This is a genomic window from Sodalis ligni (assembly GCF_016865525.2).
In the GTDB taxonomy this organism is placed as follows: Bacteria; Pseudomonadota; Gammaproteobacteria; order Enterobacterales; family Enterobacteriaceae; genus Acerihabitans; species Acerihabitans ligni.
The window spans coordinates 2,005,071-2,023,706 of record NZ_CP075169.1 but is presented as its reverse complement, the minus strand read 5'-3'; the positions used below and the strand labels follow the sequence as shown (position 1 = coordinate 2,023,706).

Sequence of the window (18,636 nt, the reverse complement as noted above, 5' to 3'; positions counted from 1 at the left end):
TCAGGATTTTCCTGGCGAACGCGATAGGTTGATAAACAGCTTATATTATGCGTTTTTGCATTTTAAACCGGTAACCCTTTTAGTGTATGGTTCTGACCATGCTCTCAGACAGCGAAAGATCCTGTTTATTCTGCCGGCAGAATGAAAATTTTAATCGCCGATGGGATTGATTTTTTTATCTGTTTGCGAGCCGTTTGGCTTATTCATTTCCATAGACTTTTGCGGTAGCGAGGGTAAAGATGAGCACGGACAACAACCTTCAATTAATAGACGACGCCATTGAACGCCATCGGCAGCACTATATCGCCGTCAGCAAGGATATTCACGGACATCCGGAAACCGGCAATAATGAATATTATGCCAATAAAGTGCTGACCGAGCTGCTGGAACAGGCGGACTTTGAGGTGACATCCAATGTAGCCGGCCATGAAACCGCTTTTTACGCGGTAAAAGACAGCGGGCGACCCGGGCCCACCATCGCCTATCTGGCGGAATATGATGCCCTGATTGATATCGGCCATGCCTGCGGGCACAACATCATCGGCGTCAGCAGCGTGGCCGCCGCCATCGCCGTGGCACAAACCCTGCCACACACCGGCGGCAAAATCGTCGTTCTGGGCACGCCGGCGGAAGAAGGCGGTTTGAAAGGCCCGGGCGGGCTGAATGGCAACGTCAAGGCCCGCTTTGTGGAGCACGGTTTTTTACGCAATGTCGACGCGGCGCTGATGATCCATCCCGCCGGTCGCACCAGGCTGTCCGGCCCATCCCTTGCCAATAATCATCTGTATTTCCATTTCTACGGCAAACCGTCTCATGCCGGCAGCGCTCCCCATCTGGGCATCAATGCCCTGGATGCCGTGGTATTGCTGTATAACGGCATCAGCGCGCTGCGCCAACAGCTGCCCGACGGGGTCCGGGTCCACGGCATTATTACCAACGGCGGCCAGGCGCCGAATGTGATTCCGGAATACGCATCGGCACATTATTACATCCGCGCCAATACCCGCGACGAAGTCATCGCCCTGGAACCCCGGATCCGGGCTATCGCGGAAGGCGCCGCGCTGGCCACCGGCGCCCGGCTGGAAATCGAACACCAGGTGGGTCCGCGGGACTTCAATATCAACCACGCCCTGAACGGTCTGCTGCTGGATCTGTTGACCGCCCATGGGGAACAGGTGGATTTGTCCCCCAAAGAGGGCAAAGGATCCACCGATGCCGGCGATATCAGCCACGCGGTCCCCACCGCACATCCCTATATCAAAATCGGCCCGGACTCCCTCATAGGCCACACGGTTGAATTTCGCGAGGCCGCCGATTCCGAGCAGGGTTACCGGGCGCTGGTCACCGGCGCCCGGGTACTGGCGAAAGCCGGCTATAGATTATTAACCGACGCCGCGCTGCTGCAGCAGGTCCGGCGGGAATTCGCCGGAGGGCGGACGGACACGGATTCGGTCCGTTCCTTTACTCCCCAGGAGTCGTTTAATGAATAAAGCGCCGTTCGCCGCCGCCCTGCTGCTCGGTCTGTTGCTACCGCTGGCCGGCGGCGCGGCCGGGGCGGCGGCGCAGACCGACCGTGACGCCGTTCTGAACATCGCCTACGGCAACCGGCCGGGAACCCTTGATCCCTATCTCACCACCAATAATGCCACTTCGGATGTGGATCGGAATATTTTCGAAGAGCTGTTCGTGATCAACGACAAGTTCCAGCCGGTGCCGGAGTTGGTGGAGAGTTACCGCGTCAGCCCGGATAACCTTACCTACACGTTCAACCTGCGCAAAGGCCTGGTTTTCCATAACGGCCAGTCCCTTACCGCCGATGATGTGGTGGCGTCGATGAATCGCTGGCTGGCAGTATCCACCCAAGGCAAGGCCAACTTACCGGGGGCGCGGTTCGATAAGCTTGATGCCTATACCGTTAGCCTGACCTTGAAAACGCCGTCGCTGATTACGCTGAATATCCTGGCGGACGTGAAAAATATAGCGGCCATCATGCCGAAAAGCATTATCGATCGGGCCCAGGGCGACAAACAGCCCGTCACGGAGCTTATCGGTACCGGCCCTTACCGCCTGGCGGAGTTTAAGCAGGGGGAATATCTCCATCTTACCCGGTTCGACGGCTATATCCCGCGGCAAGAGCCGGCCAGCGGATTGTCCGGTAAGAAAAACGCCTATGTAAAAGATATTTATTTCCGTTACATCACCGATGAATCCACCCGGCTGGCCGGCGCGCTGACCGGCGAATACGATCTGGTATTCAATCTGCCGAAAGACAATATCGATCAGTTGATACACGCGCCGGGTATTCATCTGTATGCCCCGGCGTCCGGCGGCTCGTTAATCACCTACCTGTTCAACAAGCAAACCGGTCCGTTCGCCGATATCAAATTGCGCCGGGCCTTTAATCTGGCATTGGATGTCAACAGCGTACTGGTGGCCGGCTACAGCGACCCGCAGTTCTTCAGCGCCGACTCCTCCTTGGGGTTCCCGCAGCAGGTGGATTGGTACAGCGAGGCGGGAAAACCCTTTTACAATCAGCATAAGCTGGATGAAGCCAGAGCACTGGTCAAGGAGTCCGGCTACCACGGCCAGGAGGTGGTCATTATCGCCACCAAGGAGTATGCGGAGCTTTATAATCTGGCGATAGTCGCCCAGCAGGTGCTCAAGCAGATCGGCATCAACTCCCGGCTGGACGTTTACGATTGGCCCACCGTGTTGCAGCGGCGCCAGGATCCGAAGAATTTCGATCTGTGCGCCCTGGAGTTCTCCATGCGCCAGGTATTGCATCAATACCCGTTTCTTGATTCCCGTGCGCATTTTCCGGGCTGGTCCAACAGTCCGGATATCGACGGGGTGTTGGATCAGATCAAACAGGCCCCGTCGCTGAAAGCCGCCAGGCCGCTGGTTGACAAGCTGCATGTGCTGACCTGGCAATATTTGCCGGTGATTGTGCTGGGACATACCCAGCCCGACATTATCGCCGTCAAAAACACCGTGCAGGGGTATGACGACCTGATTGGTCCTATCTTGTGGAACGTCAGGGTCAACAAGCAATAACCCCGGTCCGGTCCTCAGGGTGGCGGGTTTTAGAGGATGCTCAATGATTTGGTACACGCTGCACCGCATTCTGGCGCTGATCCCGGTATTACTGGTGGTGGCGGTGGTGGTGTTCTGCCTGGTGCATTTGACGCCGGGAGATCCGGCGCTGGTGATTCTGGGCGATAACGCCTCCCCAGGGGACGTGCTGGCCCTGCATCAACAATTGGGACTGGATAAACCTTTACCGGAACAGTTCTGGCGCTGGTTTGCCCAGGTGCTGCGGGGCAACCTGGGGCATTCGCTGTTTTTGGGCGACAGCGTCGCGTCTTTGTTCGCGCAGCATCTCAAACCTACCCTCGCTCTGGCCGTGCTGGCGCAAAGCATTGCCATGGCGCTGGGCATCGGCGGCGGCATCCTCGCCGCCTACCGCCGCGGCCGCTGGGCCGACCGAATCATCATGGCCCTGGCGACCTTCGGCCTGTCGATCCCGGGTTTTCTGCTGGGGCTGTTTCTGATTTTCTTTTTTGCCGTGCATCTGCGCTGGTTCCCGGTGGTGGGCTACAAATCCGACGGCATCGGCCTGTGGCAGAATCTTTATTATCTTTTTTTACCGGCCCTGGCCTTGGCCATCAGGATCGCAGCCCTGCTGGCGCGCATGACGCGCACGGTAATGCTGGAGGTCCTCAGCGAGCACTACATCAAAACCGCCCGGGCCAAAGGGCTGTCCGAGTGGTCGGTATTATGGCGCCACGGCTTCAAAAACGCGCTGATCCCGGTGCTGAATATCTGCGGCGAGTCCTTTGGCTCGCTGGTGACCGGAGCAATCGTCATTGAAAGCGTCTTCGGCATCCCGGGAATAGGATTATTGATCGTGGATTCCATTGAGCGCCGGGACTTAACCGTGATTCAGGGATCGGTATTACTGATTACCGTCAGCTATGTTCTGATTAATCTGATTGTCGATTTGACCTTTGGTTTTATCGACCCGCGCATCAACGTCAGCCGGTCATAAGGAACAAACCGATGGCGAGATTACGCGGCAATACCCTGCTTTTCACCGGCGGCCTGGTAGTGGTGGCAATGCTGACGGTATCCCTGGCGACCCTGGCGGTGAGCCCGTACGATCTTTACGCTCTCGACCCGTTAAGCCGCCTGAAAGCGCCTGACAGCCACCACTGGTTCGGTACGGATAACTTCGGCCGGGATCTGTTTATCCGGGTGGCTTTCGCCATCCGGATTTCCCTGGCGGTGGGGCTTTCGGTGACGGTCTCAGCCGGTGTGCTGGGCATGGTCATCGGCCTGTTATCCGCCGGCTACCGCGTTGTTGACCTCATCGCCATGCGGATTTGCGACGGCCTGTTCGCTTTCCCGTCGCTGTTGCTGGCCATTGCCATCGTGGGCATTCTTGGGCCGGATATCGCCAACGTCGTGCTGGCGCTATCGCTGGTGTATATCCCCTCCGTCGCCAGGGTGGTGCGCTCGGCGGCCCTGTCGGTAAAAGAGAAAAACTACATTGAAGGACTGCGGGCGCAGGGAGCAAGCGACCGGCGAATCATCTGGCTCCATATCATGCCTAATGTCCTGCCGCCTTTTATCGTACAGATGACCTTCATTTTTTCCGTGGCGATACTCACCGAAGCGGCATTAAGCTTTCTGGGTTCCGGCGTTCCCGCGCCGATGCCCAGCCTGGGCAACCTATTGCTGGAAGGCAAAAAAGTGATCTTCACCGCCTGGTGGATGACCTTTTTTCCGGGTATCTCCATTATTTTACTCATCCTGGCGCTGAATCTGGCGGGGGACGGCTTGCGGGATTTGCTGGATCCGAATATCAAACCCCTGTCCCGGAGTATGCTCCGGCGGCTCAGGGCAAAACGCTAACCAAAGGTGTGTTATGACCCAACGGCCCCTGCTGGCGGTGAACAATCTGACGGTGAATTTCGCCACCGGCGAGGGAATCGTCGCGCCGGTGCGCGGCGTGACGTTTCGGGTGGAGGAACACGAAACCCTGGGCATCATCGGCGAATCGGGCTGCGGCAAAAGTGTGACCGCTGAGTCGATCATGGGGCTATTGACGCCGGCGTTATCCAATGTTCAGGGCGAGGTTCTATTCCGGGGACAGGATTTGCTGTCGTTAACGCCCAGGGGACGACAGGCCGTACGGGGCGCCGATCTGGCCATGATTTTTCAGGATCCGCTATCGAGTCTCAACCCGTTGATGACCGTGAGCGGCCAAATCCGGGAAAGCCTGCGGGTACACAGGCCGCTGCGGGGCAAAGCGCTGCGGGAACGGGTTATCACCCTATTGCGCCAGGTGGGCATTGTCGATCCGGCGGCGTGCGCCGCGGCCTATCCCCATGAAATTTCCGGCGGCATGCGCCAGCGGGTGATGATTGCCATGGCCATTGCCTGCCATCCCGCCCTGCTTATCGCCGACGAACCGACCACCGCGCTGGACGTGACGATCCAGGCGCAAATCCTGGCGTTGCTGGATAAGCTTAAAGCGGACCATGGCATGGGTATCATCCTGATTACCCACGATCTCTCGGTGGTGGCGCTCATGTGCCAGAGGGTGCTGGTGATGTATCTTGGTGAAATTGTCGAGGAGGCGGACGTCATGACGCTGTTTGACAGCCCTCTGCATCCCTATACCCGCGGCTTGATGGCCTCGATGCCGTCACTGGACGGGCCGCGTAAAATCCCGCTGACGGAAATCAAAGGCAGCGTTCCGCCCCTCGCCGAGACGGTCGCCGGCTGCGGTTTTGCCCCGCGCTGTCCCTATGTCGACACGCTTTGCCGGCAGCGGCGGCCGCCGCTGTTATCGGTTGATGACGCCGCCGGCGGCGCATCCGCCATCAGCGCGCACAGGGTCCGCTGCTGGCGAACCGCCGACATGCCAAGCGGAGCGCCGGTATGAGCCAAAACCCGCCGGGTAATAACCCCGGCCTTTTGCCGGAAAGCCCGGGCGCTTTGGACAACGGCGCCCGCTCTTTGCCGGAAAGCCCCGGCGCTTCGGACAACGGCGCCCATCCGCTGTTGGTGGTGGAGCATCTGACCAAACAATTCCCCGTCCGGCAGGGGTTTCGCTCCCGTTGGCTCACCGCGGTGGATGACGTGAGTTTTCATGTCAACACGCGGGAAACCTATGCTCTGGTGGGGGAATCCGGCAGCGGTAAAAGCACTACCGGCAGGGCGGTATTAAGGCTGGTGGACGCCGACGCCGGGCACGTCCGTTTCGACGGGAAAGAGATTTTCAGCCTGCGGAACAGGGCGCTGCGTGAATGGCGCAAAGAGATCCAGATGATTTTCCAGGATCCGCTGTCCTCCCTCGATCCCAAACGCAGCATCGGCTACAGCATCGAAGAGCCGCTGATTATCCACGGTATGGGCAGCAGGCCCCAGCGGCGGGAGCGGGTGCGGCAATCATTGGTCCGGGTCGGGTTGACCGCGGCGGACGAGAGGCGCTACCCGCACGAATTTTCCGGCGGCCAGCGCCAGCGCATCGGTATTGCCAAAGCCCTGATCCTCAATCCCCGTCTGATCGTGTGCGACGAGCCGGTATCGGCGCTGGATGTGTCGATCCGGTCGCAAATCCTCAACCTGCTGCTGGCGTTGCAGCGGGAGCAGGCGCTCTCCTATCTGTTTATCGCCCACGATCTGAGCGTGGTGCATCATATCGCCGACCGTATCGGCGTTATGTACCGGGGACGCATTGTCGAGGAGGCGCCGACACAAACGCTGTTTTCCGATCCCCGGCATCCCTATACCCGCTTCCTGATGGCGTCGATTCCCCCCGCTCATCCCCGGCTGAAAAAAACCGGGCCCCTGCCGGTTGCCGGCGATACCGGCGGCGAACCGCGACAGGGAGGCTGCGTTTTCAGCGGCCGCTGTGCTTATGCCACGCCCCGATGCCATGAGCAAACCCCGCCGGAACGCTATATCAGCCGGCAACACCGGGTCGCCTGTCATTTATATCCATGATTACCGAAGATGACTCTTTTCATAACCGACACCCCCTGACTATTGCTAGTATTATCCTCATGCGCAGGATAAATCATAAAAAAACGAGGGTGTTATGGGGTTGGCGTTGGCGGTGGCAATATTTATCCTGACCATTGTACTGGTTATCTGGCAGCCCCGCGGCCTGGGCATCGGCTGGAGCGCCTGCCTGGGGGCGCTGCTGGCCCTGCTGGCCGGCGTGGTGCATATTGCAGATATTCCGGTGGTCTGGCAGATTGTCTGGAACGCGACGATAACCTTTATCGCGCTGATCATCATCAGCCTGTTCCTGGATGAATCCGGCTTTTTTACCTGGTCGGCGCTGCATGTGGCCCGCTGGGGCCGGGGCCGCGGCCGGCGCCTGTTCAGTTATATCATTTTGCTGGGGGCCGTTGTCGCCGCGCTGTTCGCCAATGACGGCGCGGCGCTGATACTGACGCCGATTGTCATGGCCATTTTGCTGGAGCTGGGTTTTAGCCGCGGGGCCACGCTGGCCTTTGTCATGGCGGCGGGCTTTATCGCCGATACCGCCAGCCTGCCGCTGGTGGTATCCAATCTGGTGAACATCGTCTCGGCGGATTTTTTCAAACTGGGCTTCAATCGCTACGCATCGGTGATGGTGCCGGTGGATATTATCTCGGTGATAGCCACCCTCATCACCCTGCACCTGTTCTTCCGCCGGGATATCCCGGCGTCCTATGAGAGATCGCGCCTGCCGGCGCCGAGAAAAGCCATTCGCGATCTGCGTACCTTTAAAACCGGCTGGTGGGTATTGGCACTGCTGTTATGCGGTTTTTTTGGCCTGGAACCGCTGGGCGTGCCGGTCAGCCTGATATCCTCCCTCGGCGCCTTGCTGCTCTACCTGGCGGCGCGCAAGGGGTCGACCATCAATACCGGCAAGGTATTGCGCGGGGCTCCCTGGCAGATCGTCTTTTTCTCACTGGGCATGTATCTGGTGGTTTACGGCCTGCGCAACGAGGGGCTAACGCATTTATTATCCGGCTGGTTGAATGATCTCGCCGGACAGGGATTATGGGTCGCCACTCTCGGCACCGGTTTGCTGACGGCGTTTTTATCGTCGGTGATGAATAATCTGCCCTCGGTGCTGGTGGGGGCATTATCCATTGACGGCAGCAGCGCCGCCGGCGTTATAAAGCAGGGGATGATTTACGCCAATGTGGTGGGCTGCGATCTTGGGCCGAAAATCACCCCCATCGGCAGCCTGGCCACCCTGCTATGGCTGCATGTCCTGGCGCAGAAAAATCTGTCCGTCACCTGGGGCTATTATTTCCGGGTCGGCGTCATCATGACGGTACCGGTGCTGTTGGTCACCCTGGCTTCGCTGGCGCTGGTGCTCTCACTCTGACCCGTAAAAAGCCGGCTTCAGCCAATGCCAGCCTGGTGTAGGTCATGCAGATTTATCGCCCCCACCAGGCGCCCCTCCTCGTCCACCACCGGCGCGGCGGAAATATGCCGCTGATGCAGCGCTTCCAGCGCGGCGCCGGCGCGCCATTGCGCCGGTAATACATACCCCGGCCGGCTCATGGCATCGATGATGGGATCTTCCAGCGTGCGGCCTTTCAACAGCCAGCGCCGCAAATCGCCGTCGGTAAATACGCCGGCCACCCGCTGCCGTTCATCGCAAACCGCCACCAGCCCCAGACCGGTGCGGCTAAGCTCCAGCATGGCGTCCATCACCGAGCCCCGGCAGGCAATCAGCGGCAGGCGCTCGCCGCTGCGCATAAGATGGTACACCCGGTTGAGCAAACGCGCCCCAAGGCTGCCGCCGGGATGTGAGCGGGCAAACTGTTCAGCATTGAATCCGCGAAAGCGCATCAGCGACATGGCCAGAGCATCCCCCATCATCAACGTATTTACCGCGCTTGACGTCGGCGCCAGACCCATGGGACAGGCTTCCCGTTCCACGCCCACATCCAGCACGCAGGCGGCGGCCCGGGCCAGGGGTGAATCGCCGGAGCCGGTGATGGCAATAAGGGGAATCGCGCTTTCCGCCAGCAGCGGCAAAATCAGATCCAGTTCCCGTGCCCGGCCGGAGTAGGAAATAAAGATCACCGCATCCTGCGCGCCGATCATACCCAAGTCGCCGTGCAGCGCTTCGGCCGGATGGACAAAAAATGCCGGCGTCCCGGTACTGGCGAGGGATGCGGCAATCTTCTTGCCGATATGCCCCGATTTACCCATGCCGGAAACCACCACCTTGCCCCGGCAATCCAGCAGCAGCCGGCAGGCGCGCACGATACTGCCGTCCAGGCGATCCCGCATGCGCCGCGCTTCCGCCAGCTCGATATCCAGGGTCTCCAGCGCATAGGACAGCAACTCTTCATCGCTGCCCGCCCCTTGCGCCCCGGTCTGCCGGTCATCGCCATCGGCTCCTGCCGCCCGCGCCCCCTGCAGCAGACCGCCTATTCCTGTTTCTTCACTCATCACTCTCTCCCACCAGCAGAACGTTAATGCCCTTCTCAAGCAGTGCCGATAAATATTCCTCATTGATACCGCGATCGGTTATCAGCAGATTCACCGCGCTCAATTCGCACACCACATTGGGGCTTTTACGACCGAATTTTGACGAATCAACCAGCAAGATCAGCTGCTTGGCCGCCCGGCACATCGCCTGGCTCACCGTATGCACTTCGTTGAAAGTGGTGACGCCGGCGTTCAGGTCGACCCCGTCGGCACCGATAAACAGCTTGTCAAAACTGAAATGGGAAAACGCCGCTTCCGCCAGGCTGCCGTGGAAAGAAGCAGAATTTTTGCGGTAGGTTCCCCCCGGCATCAGGATGGTTTGATCGTTATCCAGCTCCACCAGCTCGTTCACAATGGTCAGGCTATTGGTCATCACGGTGATATTATTGAATTGCGCCAGATAGGGCACCATTTGCAGTACGGTACTGCCGGCATCAAAAATCAGCGAATCGCCGTCGTTAATCAGGCCGGCGGCCCGGCGGGCGATTTGCTGCTTTTTAGCGGTATTGATATGGGTTTTGCGATCGATGGGCTGATCGCCCTCTTCCCTGCTTAACACTACCCCCATAGGTGCGTATAACCGAGCCCTCGTCTTCCAGCAAGGTTAAATCCTTGCGAATGGTAGTGCCGGTGGTGGCGAAGCGGCTGGCAAGTTCATCAACGGAGGTTTTACCGTGGCTTTGCAAATGTTCCAGAATCGCCGCATGGCGCTGCTTTGGTTTCATAACGATTTTCCCGCGTACATGAGTGAATACCCCCACTGCCCGTGAAAACGGTTTTGAACATTTCAAATGAAAGGAAGTATCTTTTAAAATGAAAATATCATGTTTGTGGTTTAATCGCTAATAAAAGTGCAGTTTGACATGCCCGATCTTTCGGGAAGATCACATCCGGGTTTAATTGGGATTTGTGCAGACCGATTAACGCCGGCACCGGCCGGGGGCGGGCAAAGACCGTCAGACCCCGCAGCACAAAGGCAGCGCAAACCCGTTCCTGCCCATCGAACGCCAGCGCCAGCACCACCCGCGCCTTGAAACGCCCGGCGCAGCGGCCCACCCCCACCGCCTCCCCCTGGCGGCACAAGACATCATAAGCCCGGTTGAAGCGGTGAATCTGCCACCCCCCCAGGACAATCTGGCAGAGCCAGGCCAGCGCGGCCAGGGTAATCAGCGTGGTGGTCATATTCATCGTCGGCCCTCCGTTTGTCTTGGCAAAAGGTTCCCGTCCGGGGTCATCAGCATGCTGGCCATGATCCCTTCTCCATTTGTCTTTGCAGAAAATTCCCGGCCGCAGAGCGCCGGGAACCCACGACTCAGAACATCACCTGCCCGCCGGTGATATTAATGGATTGACCGGTGCAGTAAGATGCTTTGTCGCTGGCGTAAAACAGCAGCATATTCAGCACATCCTGATATTCGCAGCCCCTCTTCAGCGGCACCTTATCAATATAATACTTCTCCACCTGGTCAGGGCGGATGCCGAGTTTTTCGGCATACTGCGGCAATAAGGACTGGAACATCGGCGACTTCAGCAAATTACCCAGCATCAGCGAATGCACGGTAATGCCGTATTCCGCCAAATCCAGCGCCAGGGACTGGGTCAATCCCACACCGCCGAACTTGGCGGCGCTGTAGCCCGCATTATGCTTGCTGCCCACCTTGCCGGATTTGGAGTTTATCTGGATGATGCGGCCGGCGATGCCGTCACGGATCATTAATTTGGTAAATTCCCGTGCGCAGAGAAAGTATCCCACCAGATTCACCTGCAGGGACAAATCAAAATCATCCAGATTAAACGCCGTGATGGGCGCCGCTTTGGCCACTCCGGCGCTATAGACCAGCAGGTTCACCTGCCCGAACGCGTCATCCACTTCCCGCGCCAGCTGGCGCACGCTGTTTTCGCTAGTGGCGTCGGTTTCAAAACCCTCCGCCGTCCCTGACCCGAAATGGGTATTGATATCCGCCGCCACCTGCCGGGCATGCTGCACATTTAAATCGGCCACCGCCACCCGATAACCGGCCTCCGCCAAACCCGCGGATAAAAACGCCCCCAGGGTCTGACCACCACCAATGACTACCGCAACCTGCTTCATAAACTTCTCCTGCACAATTAATTTAAGCCAGAATCATCAACGTACTGCCGACGGGAATATCCGCCGGCGCAGCGCCGGATACATGCACCGTTCCCGGGTATTCCGCCTGCCCCGCGCCGTCAAAACGAATAGTGATATGCCCCAGCTCCCGCAGATTTTGGGCCGCCACCGACCCTACCGCGGTAATGGGAAATCGGGTTCCGGCAAGCTGCAGCGTTGCGCCGGACTGTAAATCGCCCTTGCTCTCGCCGGGGCGGTGGATAAAACAAAAAGACTCTATATCCTCCGGCGCTCCCTCGCGGAAGGTAATCACCATATTCTCCGCCAGAGAGTCACGTGCGTAATCGCCGATGCGTGTAAAGGTGGTTTGGTAAATGATATTCATGACGGCTCCTAAACGACTCAATCACTGATAGATAAAACCCGATACCGCCCAGGCCAGCAATACCGTGGGCGCACCGGTGAGAAAACGGCCGACGAGCACCGACGGCACGCCGACCCGCACCGTATCCTGCTTGGCCTCGGCCAGTGACAGTCCTACCGGGATAAAGTCGCAGGCCGCCTGGGCATTAATGGCAAACAAAGCCGGCAGCGCCAGGTGAGGGGGAATATGTCCCTGGGCGATTTGCACCCCCACCAGCACACCGATAACCTGGGCGATAACCGCCCCCGGGCCAAGGAACGGCGACAGCAGCGGGAAGGAACAAATCAATGCCAGCGTTACCAGCCCGATGGGGCTGTTGGCCAGCGGCGTCAGCCCGTGGGCAATGAAATCCCCCAGTCCCGAGGCGATAATGATGCCGATCAGCGCAGACACAAAGGCCATAAACGGCAGGATGGTTTTCAATACCGTGTCGATGGTCTCCCGGCCGGCCTGGAAAAATACCGCCACCACCGATCCCATGCCCATACCGATTTTCGCCAGCAGGCCGTCGCTCTGTTCGGTGATTTTTTTACGGGTGTCGTACTCCTTGCCGTCGCCGAAGTGACGGCCGTCGGCCGGCGCCGCACGCAGCTCCGCCGCGGCGGGAATAACGTCCGCTTTAGCCGGCAATGGCACAGCGGCATCCGTCATCGGGTCGTCGGGCAAGAGTTGGATATTGTTCTCCCGCACCCCCGAGACATAGATTTCTTCATGGATAAATTGCGCCAGCGGACCTGAGCGTCCGGTGGAATGGATATTCACCGTCGGGATAAGGCGCTTAGGGTAAATACCGCAGCGCAAGGTGCCGCCGCAGTCGATGACCGCCACGCCAATCTCGTCCGCCGGCGGCTCGCCCTCTTTGAAACCGTCTACGGCCGGCCAGCCGGTGAGCTCGCTCAGCCTGTCCACGATCGCCGGCCGGGTGCCGGCGGTGATATAAACCACTTTTTTGCCCGGGACCGCTTCGATAATCAAAGGACCGCCCCAGCCGCTTTCGCCTTTTTCAATACGAATAAACCTGTTCATCTCATTCTCCTTGCTTCAAAGCCGGACGTGCTGATCGAGTTGGATATGCATTTTGCGTTCAAAGATTGACGTGGTCAGATCGGTAATCCAGCCGCGGAAAAAGTTGGTGAACATGCCCACCAGCAGATAGCTCACCGCCAGCGGACCCAGGGGGAGATTAAGGGTGGTCAGGCCGTTGGCGATACCCAGGTAGACAAAGAGCTCGCCGGGATTGATATGGGGAAAGAGACCGTTCATGGAGTGGCAGCTATAAGAGGCGGCGGCATAATAACTGGGTTTGTATTTCTCGGGCATAAAGCGGCCCAGGCTGAGGGTCATGGGATTACAGAACACAAAGGTGCCGATAACGGGCAAAAAAAGGTAGCGGGATACGGGATTGCCGGCGCAACGCTGGGCCAGGCGCTCTATTCTGCTCTGGCCGACGAATACGATCAGGGCATTCATGATGACCAGCAGGCTTATCAGCAGCGGGAGTATGCCGGTGACCATTCCGACAAACACCGATCCTCCTTTTTGAAACAGGCCGATAAACCACTCGGCTCCGTGGGCTATGACATCAAACATTTTTTCTCCTTGGTTCGCTTAAGCGGAAAACAACAGGGTCGCCAGTGGCTGTGTTGTTAATGCGATGCTTAAGGTAGCCAAGTTACCTTTTATTTATCAGATATACATCACAATTTGAAAGAGTAAACTTTTATTATGAAAGATATATATGGAAATTTATTTTCAAATGAAATTTTTAGTTTCGCTTTAGGTACTGACATCCGTTTGTGGCTATTCCTCCCCGCGGGCTGGACAACCCCGGCCAAACGTCATAGCGTACTGATTCGTCCGGCCATCAATGGCCAAGGCGGTTGCCGCCGCTTCAATATTGGAAAGGATCGGGTGTTGACCCTGCCGCCTGCGCCAGGGGTCACAAGCCGTACGGATAATGTATGATATCTGACCATCACGTCGCCCCCCGCCGGCCGCATCCCCCGCTGGTAGGGGTAACACTGGGCCTGTTACTGGTTTTTGTCGCCGCCAACGCGACGGTACCGCTTTATATCCTCTGGCAACGGCAAATGGGTTTTCCCACCTCCGGCATCAGTTACATTTTTATCTGCTATAACCTTGGCGTGCTGTTATCGCTGCTGATTGCCGGCCGGCTGTCGGATATCCATGGCCGGCGCGCGGTGCTGGTGCCGGCGCTGTTCGTGGCCATCGCCGCCTGCGTCTGCTTCGCCTTTGCGCAGAATATGCTGTGGCTGGCGGCCGGGCGGTTATTGATCGGATTTGCCAGCGGGGCTTTCGCCAGCGCCGGCACCGCGGCGGTGATTGAAGCGGGGGTTCGGCGCGGCTACCGGTTCGCCCCGTTGGTGGCCAGCTTTACCACGGTCATGGCTTTCGGCGTCGGTCCCTTGCTGTCCGGCGCTTTCGCCCAGTTCGCCCCGCTGCCCACCAGCCTGATTTTCCTGCTGCTTATCCCCTGTCTGGCGGCGGTGTCGTTTTCGGTATTGCGCATCCCGCCGCCGGCGCCGGTAGCCGGGACCAGGAAACAATCCTGGTTTCAACTACCGCGGCTGCCCGAGCACAACCGGGGAATTATCCTGCTGGCAATCATGATATTCTCCGGGCCCTTTGCCCTGTCGGCCCTGTTTATCTCCCTCGGACCGAGCCTGCTGGCGAGCCTGTTGCACAATGACAGCCGTCTGCTGGCGGGCGCCTGCGCCTTTGTGGTATTCGGCGCCGGCGCCATGGCTCAGCTCACCCTGCGCCGCTGGCGCCTGTTCACTACCCTGCTGGTGAGCCAGCTGCTCGGTCTGCTGGCGGTGGCACTGGTGGTGAGCGCCGAATATCAGGCCTCCATCGGCTTGCTGCTGGCCGCGGCCCTGAGCGCCGGTTTCGCCCAAAGCCTGTCGCAGTTCGCCGGTATTACGCTTATCAAGCAGTACGCGCCGCCGGACGAGCTGGCGGGGGTCACCGGCACGTTTTTTTTCGGCGGCTATATCACCGCCGGCATAACCGTCGGCGTCATGGGCTTTGCGGCGAATACCTGGGGACTGCAAATCGGCAGTGAACTGTTCGTTGCGCTGTGCATGCTGGTGATGTTCGCCGCCCTGGCCGGGACCCTGAAAGTCATGGGCAAGTCCCTGCCGGCATAAAGCCCTACAAAAAAAAGGTGATAATAGTCTGAAAATTGAGCCCGGGAACCCCCTGTTTTGGCAAGGCCGACAAGAAGCGGGCTGAACCGGGCAATATCTCATCTTCCCAATGCCGTCATTCCATGCAAAACTGGTTTTAGTAACTGATCATGCTAACTAATTATGCCGGCTTTCCTTTTTTTTTCTCTCAAGCATAACCAAACAGACCGGCGCAAACCCTGTGATCAATCGCGCCGAGCCTTGAGTGGAGCTAATGGCAAGACTTAGCGAATGAGTTGCAAAATTCTTTTCTCAATGGCGCCACCATGAAAACATCCAGCATTCAGGTTTTACTGGTTGAAGACGATGAATCTATGCGTTTGGAATTCGAGTCGATGGTGACAACCCATCCCAAGCTCAGTTTGGCCGGCAGTGTGGCCACACTGGCCGAAGCCAAAGTGTTGTTACACCACACCGTCCCCGATGTCGCTATTATTGACCTCGGACTGCACGACGGGGACGGTATCGAATTGATCAAAACCCTGCAGCAGCAGACCTTCCCCACCGCGGTGCTGGTAGCCACCGTTTTCGGCGATGAGGCCCATGTGATACGGGCCATCGAGGCCGGCGCACGGGGCTATCTCCTCAAGGACACGTCCATCGTGGATTTTGCCCGTGCGGTGGAATTGGTGCACGCCGGCGGCGCGCCCCTGTCGCCGCAGATTGCCCGCCATCTGCTTAAACGCTTCGAGCCCGCCGAAAAATCCGCCGTCCAGGCGGGACCGGATAGCCTTACCCTGCGGGAAATGGATATTCTCAAGCATATTTCCCAGGGATTTACCGTGGCGGAATCAGCGCGCATGCTGAGTCTGTCCAGCCATACCGTGGCGACCCATATCAAGAATATCTACAGCAAATTAGCCGTCCACAACCGGGTAGAAGCCATCATCCAGGCCAGGAACAAAGGCTTGATATAATGAGGGCCGCCGCACCGGAAAAACAGGCGCGCCTTTATATCACCGGCATTCTGCTTATGCTGTTCCTCCTATTGCCGCCGGCATTCGGCGCGGTGCAGCTGCGGCCCCATGAAATCGTCCGGTTTGATCAGGCCGAATTTATCGTCGGCGATATGCCGCAGCCGCCCGCGCAGCCGGGAGCCCTGGTCTCGTTGCCGGATAACTGGCGCATGCGCGCCCCGCGCTTCAGCGGCATCGCCTGGTATCGTCTGCCTTTTAATCTGGCCGAGATGCCGAAATGGCCTTTGGGCCTCTATCTGCCGCATCTTTCCGTCGCCGGGGAAATCTGGCTCAACGGTTCGCTGCTTAATCCCGGCGTACGTTTTGGCGCCCCAGGAGGGAAACAGGTGGAGGCGATGAGCGACCGGCCCGTTTTTATCGTACTGCCCGCCGGTTTATTCCGGCCCGGCGATAACATTTTGGCCGTCAGGCTGCTGGGGGACAGCTCGGTGCGCAGCGGGCTGTCCGCCATCACCATAGGCCCCGCCATGCACCTGCATCGCATTTATTTCCAACGCTACCTGCTCCAGGTGGTTACCCCCTATGTGCTGCTCATCCTGGTTGCCGGCTCCCTCTGTTTTTTGCTGGCTTATACCTGGCAGCAGCGGCGCATTTTCATCATCCAGTTTGCCCTGATACTGTCAGTGGCCAGCCTGCTGAGCTATATACTGGACGTTAGGATCTCCCTAGGGGCGCAGCAAGCCCTGCGGACGATAATCACCACCTTCATGTATTGGGCTTTATGCGTGGCGGGCTACCGGCTGGCCGACATCCGGCTGCGCGGTTTTCTCCCTTTGCTGCATAGCCTGACGGTCGCCACCCTGGCGGTTATCCTGGTCATTCTGCTGCTCGGCAAAGCAACGGACCGGATTTGGCTGGTGACCTGGCCTCATGTGCTGATTCGCCTGGTGCCCATCGGCCTGCTTATCTATCGCGGCTGGCAAACCCGCGAGCTTAAGTTCATCGCCCTGGGGCTGACGGCGCTGTTCTGGAACGCCACCGTCGCGCAATCCTATTTTATCATCATGGATTGGTTGCCCTGGGACAGCTTCCGTTTAAGTATCGCCGGCGCGCTGCCGTTCTGTCTGGTCATGATCTTTTATTTCGCCGAACGCTTCATCGCCAGCCGCGAGGGGAGCCGCCGCGAGCAGCGAGCGGCGATTATCGCCGAGCGCATGCGCATCCTGCAGGACATGCACGACGGCATGGGCGCGCAATTAATCACCGCGCTGCGCCTGGCGCGGCGGGAAGACACCGACCGCGAGGAACTGGCCCGCCATATTGAAGAATCCCTGCAGGATCTGAGATTGATTATCGACTCGCTGGATATGACCGAACACGACCTGCTGCCGCTGCTGGGTAACTTGCGCTTTCGTCTGGAACCGCGCCTGCAGGCGCTGGGCATTCGCCTGGCGTGGGATGTCTCACCCATACCGCCCCTCGCCTACCTGACGCCGGAATCCGCATTGTCCGTACTGCGCATCGTACAAGAAGCGGTAAATAACGCCTTACAGCATGCCCAGCCGACCCTGATTACCATTTCCGTGCAGCCCCGCGAAGGCGCCGTCGTCATCCGCGTGGCGGACAACGGCCACGGCGTCATACCGGGCGAGCGGCGGCCGGGATCCCGTGGTCTTAACGGCATGCAGACGCGAGCCGACAAGCTCGGAGTCCGGCTGTTGATCCAGGGCGGTCCGCGGGGCACCGAGGTAATATTATCCCTGCCTTTTTCAGCACAAGGGCCTGCAGCCGCAAAAATGAGAATACGAATACCTTGAACAGGGTATGCGTGACTTAAGTGAAATGCGTATGCTTCGCATCATTGAAGTACTTGTATCCCCCACCGGGATTTTGGCAATGCCGGTCCGGCAGGATAGGACTGAAGATACCACCCAAAAACGACATACAGCATAGTAACAACCGCTCTTTATTTAATTAGGTGATAAAATGCAAATCATTTTACCGGTTATTGGATTAGTTTTGCTGGTTGCATTAATGGTGTTTTCATTATTAATGCATAACAGAAATAAAAATAAAACAAGATTGCCTAATAGATACACCGATCTGAGAAATAAGAAAAGGATGCGGCTGTTTCATTAATTCCCCAAATGCAGCCCAGGGTAATTACCGCCACAGCCGTTGGCCGCTCACATTTTTTTCGGACACAGGCCGGCCCTCGGGCGGCCTTTTTGTCGTGTTCCGAACAGCCGGATATCGGCGGCGCCCCGTTCTCCCCTCCATTACCGGTCTCAACGCCGCACACCTACAGGAAATGCTTTACTCGGCAGGGTAGCGTTCTCGCGCCAGTTTCCTTAAGATGAAGCTGGCGGCCGGATAACGGCAACATCCTTCTGCAAAAAAGTTTGGCTCGCGTGGCTTCAGTGGCTGCGCAATACCGGACGATTGAACATTTTGCTGTAAAAATTTCTTATAGGGCTC

Annotated in this window: 17 protein-coding genes and 1 pseudogene; 11 read left to right on the top strand and 7 right to left on the bottom strand. The window is 58.1% G+C overall.

The features are described from left to right. Positions 1–239 precede the first annotated feature (239 nt). From GTU79_RS09500 to GTU79_RS09470, 7 genes are all read left to right on the top strand, one after another. Entirely contained in the window at positions 240–1,490 is a 1,251-nt protein-coding gene (locus GTU79_RS09500) for a M20 family metallopeptidase (protein WP_203522104.1), read from the top strand. Next, positions 1,483–3,054 carry an ABC transporter substrate-binding protein gene (locus GTU79_RS09495; RefSeq protein ID WP_203522105.1) on the top strand — a complete coding sequence of 524 codons (1,572 nt, stop codon included), beginning with the start codon at positions 1,483–1,485 and terminating at the stop codon, positions 3,052–3,054. The genes GTU79_RS09500 and GTU79_RS09495 overlap by 8 nt, the downstream gene beginning before the upstream one ends. Before the next feature lie 43 nt (positions 3,055–3,097). Beyond that, the gene (locus GTU79_RS09490; protein ID WP_132922440.1) at positions 3,098–4,048 is read left to right on the top strand and encodes an ABC transporter permease; all 951 of its coding nucleotides are present in this window, start codon (positions 3,098–3,100) and stop codon (positions 4,046–4,048) included. Between the two features lie 11 nt (positions 4,049–4,059). Then, positions 4,060–4,914: an ABC transporter permease gene (locus GTU79_RS09485; protein WP_203522106.1), complete on the top strand. Its 855-nt coding sequence runs from the start codon at positions 4,060–4,062 to the stop codon at positions 4,912–4,914. 13 nt (positions 4,915–4,927) lie between these two features. After that, positions 4,928–5,950, top strand: coding sequence for an ABC transporter ATP-binding protein (locus GTU79_RS09480; protein ID WP_203522107.1), 1,023 nt, complete (start codon positions 4,928–4,930; stop codon positions 5,948–5,950). Next, positions 5,947–7,014, top strand: a complete 1,068-nt coding sequence (locus GTU79_RS09475; protein ID WP_203522108.1) for an ABC transporter ATP-binding protein — start codon at positions 5,947–5,949, stop codon at positions 7,012–7,014. The genes GTU79_RS09480 and GTU79_RS09475 overlap by 4 nt, the downstream gene beginning before the upstream one ends. Positions 7,015–7,114: 100 nt before the next feature. Beyond that, the gene (locus GTU79_RS09470; protein WP_203523115.1) at positions 7,115–8,398 is read left to right on the top strand and encodes an arsenic transporter; all 1,284 of its coding nucleotides are present in this window, start codon (positions 7,115–7,117) and stop codon (positions 8,396–8,398) included. 17 nt (positions 8,399–8,415) lie between these two features. On the opposite strand, the gene gutQ is transcribed toward GTU79_RS09470, so the two are convergent. The 7 genes and pseudogenes from gutQ to srlA form a co-directional block, all read right to left on the bottom strand. After that, positions 8,416–9,369, bottom strand: a complete 954-nt coding sequence (gene gutQ, locus GTU79_RS09465; protein ID WP_253073638.1) for an arabinose-5-phosphate isomerase GutQ — start codon at positions 9,367–9,369, stop codon at positions 8,416–8,418. Between the two features lie 100 nt (positions 9,370–9,469). Continuing rightward, positions 9,470–10,241, bottom strand: a pseudogene (gene srlR, locus GTU79_RS09460) (glucitol operon DNA-binding transcriptional repressor SrlR). A gap of 97 nt (positions 10,242–10,338) precedes the next feature. Then, positions 10,339–10,704, bottom strand: a complete 366-nt coding sequence (gene gutM, locus GTU79_RS09455) for a transcriptional regulator GutM (protein ID WP_165934141.1) — start codon at positions 10,702–10,704, stop codon at positions 10,339–10,341. A gap of 124 nt (positions 10,705–10,828) precedes the next feature. After that, entirely contained in the window at positions 10,829–11,608 is a 780-nt protein-coding gene (srlD, locus tag GTU79_RS09450; RefSeq protein ID WP_203522111.1) for a sorbitol-6-phosphate dehydrogenase, read from the bottom strand. A gap of 22 nt (positions 11,609–11,630) precedes the next feature. Further along, on the bottom strand, positions 11,631–11,993 hold the full coding sequence (srlB, locus tag GTU79_RS09445; RefSeq protein WP_132922446.1) for a PTS glucitol/sorbitol transporter subunit IIA: 363 nt from the start codon (positions 11,991–11,993) through the stop codon (positions 11,631–11,633). 21 nt (positions 11,994–12,014) lie between these two features. Further along, entirely contained in the window at positions 12,015–13,058 is a 1,044-nt protein-coding gene (gene srlE / locus GTU79_RS09440; protein ID WP_203522112.1) for a PTS glucitol/sorbitol transporter subunit IIB, read from the bottom strand. 15 nt (positions 13,059–13,073) lie between these two features. After that, complete coding sequence (srlA, locus tag GTU79_RS09435; RefSeq protein ID WP_132922448.1) at positions 13,074–13,622, bottom strand: PTS glucitol/sorbitol transporter subunit IIC; 549 nt, start codon at positions 13,620–13,622, stop codon at positions 13,074–13,076. A gap of 135 nt (positions 13,623–13,757) precedes the next feature. On the opposite strand from srlA, the gene GTU79_RS09430 reads away from it, so the two are divergent. From GTU79_RS09430 to GTU79_RS09415, 4 genes are all read left to right on the top strand, one after another. Then, entirely contained in the window at positions 13,758–13,997 is a 240-nt protein-coding gene (locus tag GTU79_RS09430; RefSeq protein WP_214513868.1) for a hypothetical protein, read from the top strand. Continuing rightward, positions 13,994–15,202 (top strand): MFS transporter, encoded by a 1,209-nt coding sequence (locus tag GTU79_RS09425; RefSeq protein ID WP_203522113.1) that lies wholly within the window; start codon positions 13,994–13,996, stop codon positions 15,200–15,202. Before GTU79_RS09430 ends, GTU79_RS09425 begins: the two co-directional genes overlap by 4 nt. Positions 15,203–15,507: 305 nt before the next feature. After that, positions 15,508–16,158, top strand: a complete 651-nt coding sequence (locus GTU79_RS09420) for a response regulator (protein WP_203522114.1) — start codon at positions 15,508–15,510, stop codon at positions 16,156–16,158. Beyond that, a complete protein-coding gene (locus GTU79_RS09415; protein WP_203522115.1) occupies positions 16,158–17,975 on the top strand; it encodes a sensor histidine kinase in 1,818 nt (605 codons plus the stop codon). The genes GTU79_RS09420 and GTU79_RS09415 overlap by 1 nt, the downstream gene beginning before the upstream one ends. Positions 17,976–18,636 lie beyond the last annotated feature (661 nt).

Bases quoted from the DNA above. Each gene is read 5' to 3' on its own strand.
- GTU79_RS09500 (WP_203522104.1), top strand. From the start codon at position 240: ATGAGCACGGACAACAACCTTCAATTAATAGACGACGCCATTGAACGC.
- GTU79_RS09495 (WP_203522105.1), top strand. From the start codon at position 1,483: ATGAATAAAGCGCCGTTCGCCGCCGCCCTGCTGCTCGGTCTGTTGCTA.
- GTU79_RS09490 (WP_132922440.1), top strand. From the start codon at position 3,098: ATGATTTGGTACACGCTGCACCGCATTCTGGCGCTGATCCCGGTATTA.
- GTU79_RS09485 (WP_203522106.1), top strand. From the start codon at position 4,060: ATGGCGAGATTACGCGGCAATACCCTGCTTTTCACCGGCGGCCTGGTA.
- GTU79_RS09480 (WP_203522107.1), top strand. From the start codon at position 4,928: ATGACCCAACGGCCCCTGCTGGCGGTGAACAATCTGACGGTGAATTTC.
- GTU79_RS09475 (WP_203522108.1), top strand. From the start codon at position 5,947: ATGAGCCAAAACCCGCCGGGTAATAACCCCGGCCTTTTGCCGGAAAGC.
- gutM (WP_165934141.1), bottom strand. From the start codon at position 10,704: ATGAATATGACCACCACGCTGATTACCCTGGCCGCGCTGGCCTGGCTC.
- srlD (WP_203522111.1), bottom strand. From the start codon at position 11,608: ATGAAGCAGGTTGCGGTAGTCATTGGTGGTGGTCAGACCCTGGGGGCG.
- srlB (WP_132922446.1), bottom strand. From the start codon at position 11,993: ATGAATATCATTTACCAAACCACCTTTACACGCATCGGCGATTACGCA.
- srlE (WP_203522112.1), bottom strand. From the start codon at position 13,058: ATGAACAGGTTTATTCGTATTGAAAAAGGCGAAAGCGGCTGGGGCGGT.
- srlA (WP_132922448.1), bottom strand. From the start codon at position 13,622: ATGTTTGATGTCATAGCCCACGGAGCCGAGTGGTTTATCGGCCTGTTT.
- GTU79_RS09430 (WP_214513868.1), top strand. From the start codon at position 13,758: ATGAAAGATATATATGGAAATTTATTTTCAAATGAAATTTTTAGTTTC.
- GTU79_RS09425 (WP_203522113.1), top strand. From the start codon at position 13,994: ATGATATCTGACCATCACGTCGCCCCCCGCCGGCCGCATCCCCCGCTG.
- GTU79_RS09420 (WP_203522114.1), top strand. From the start codon at position 15,508: ATGAAAACATCCAGCATTCAGGTTTTACTGGTTGAAGACGATGAATCT.
- GTU79_RS09415 (WP_203522115.1), top strand. From the start codon at position 16,158: ATGAGGGCCGCCGCACCGGAAAAACAGGCGCGCCTTTATATCACCGGC.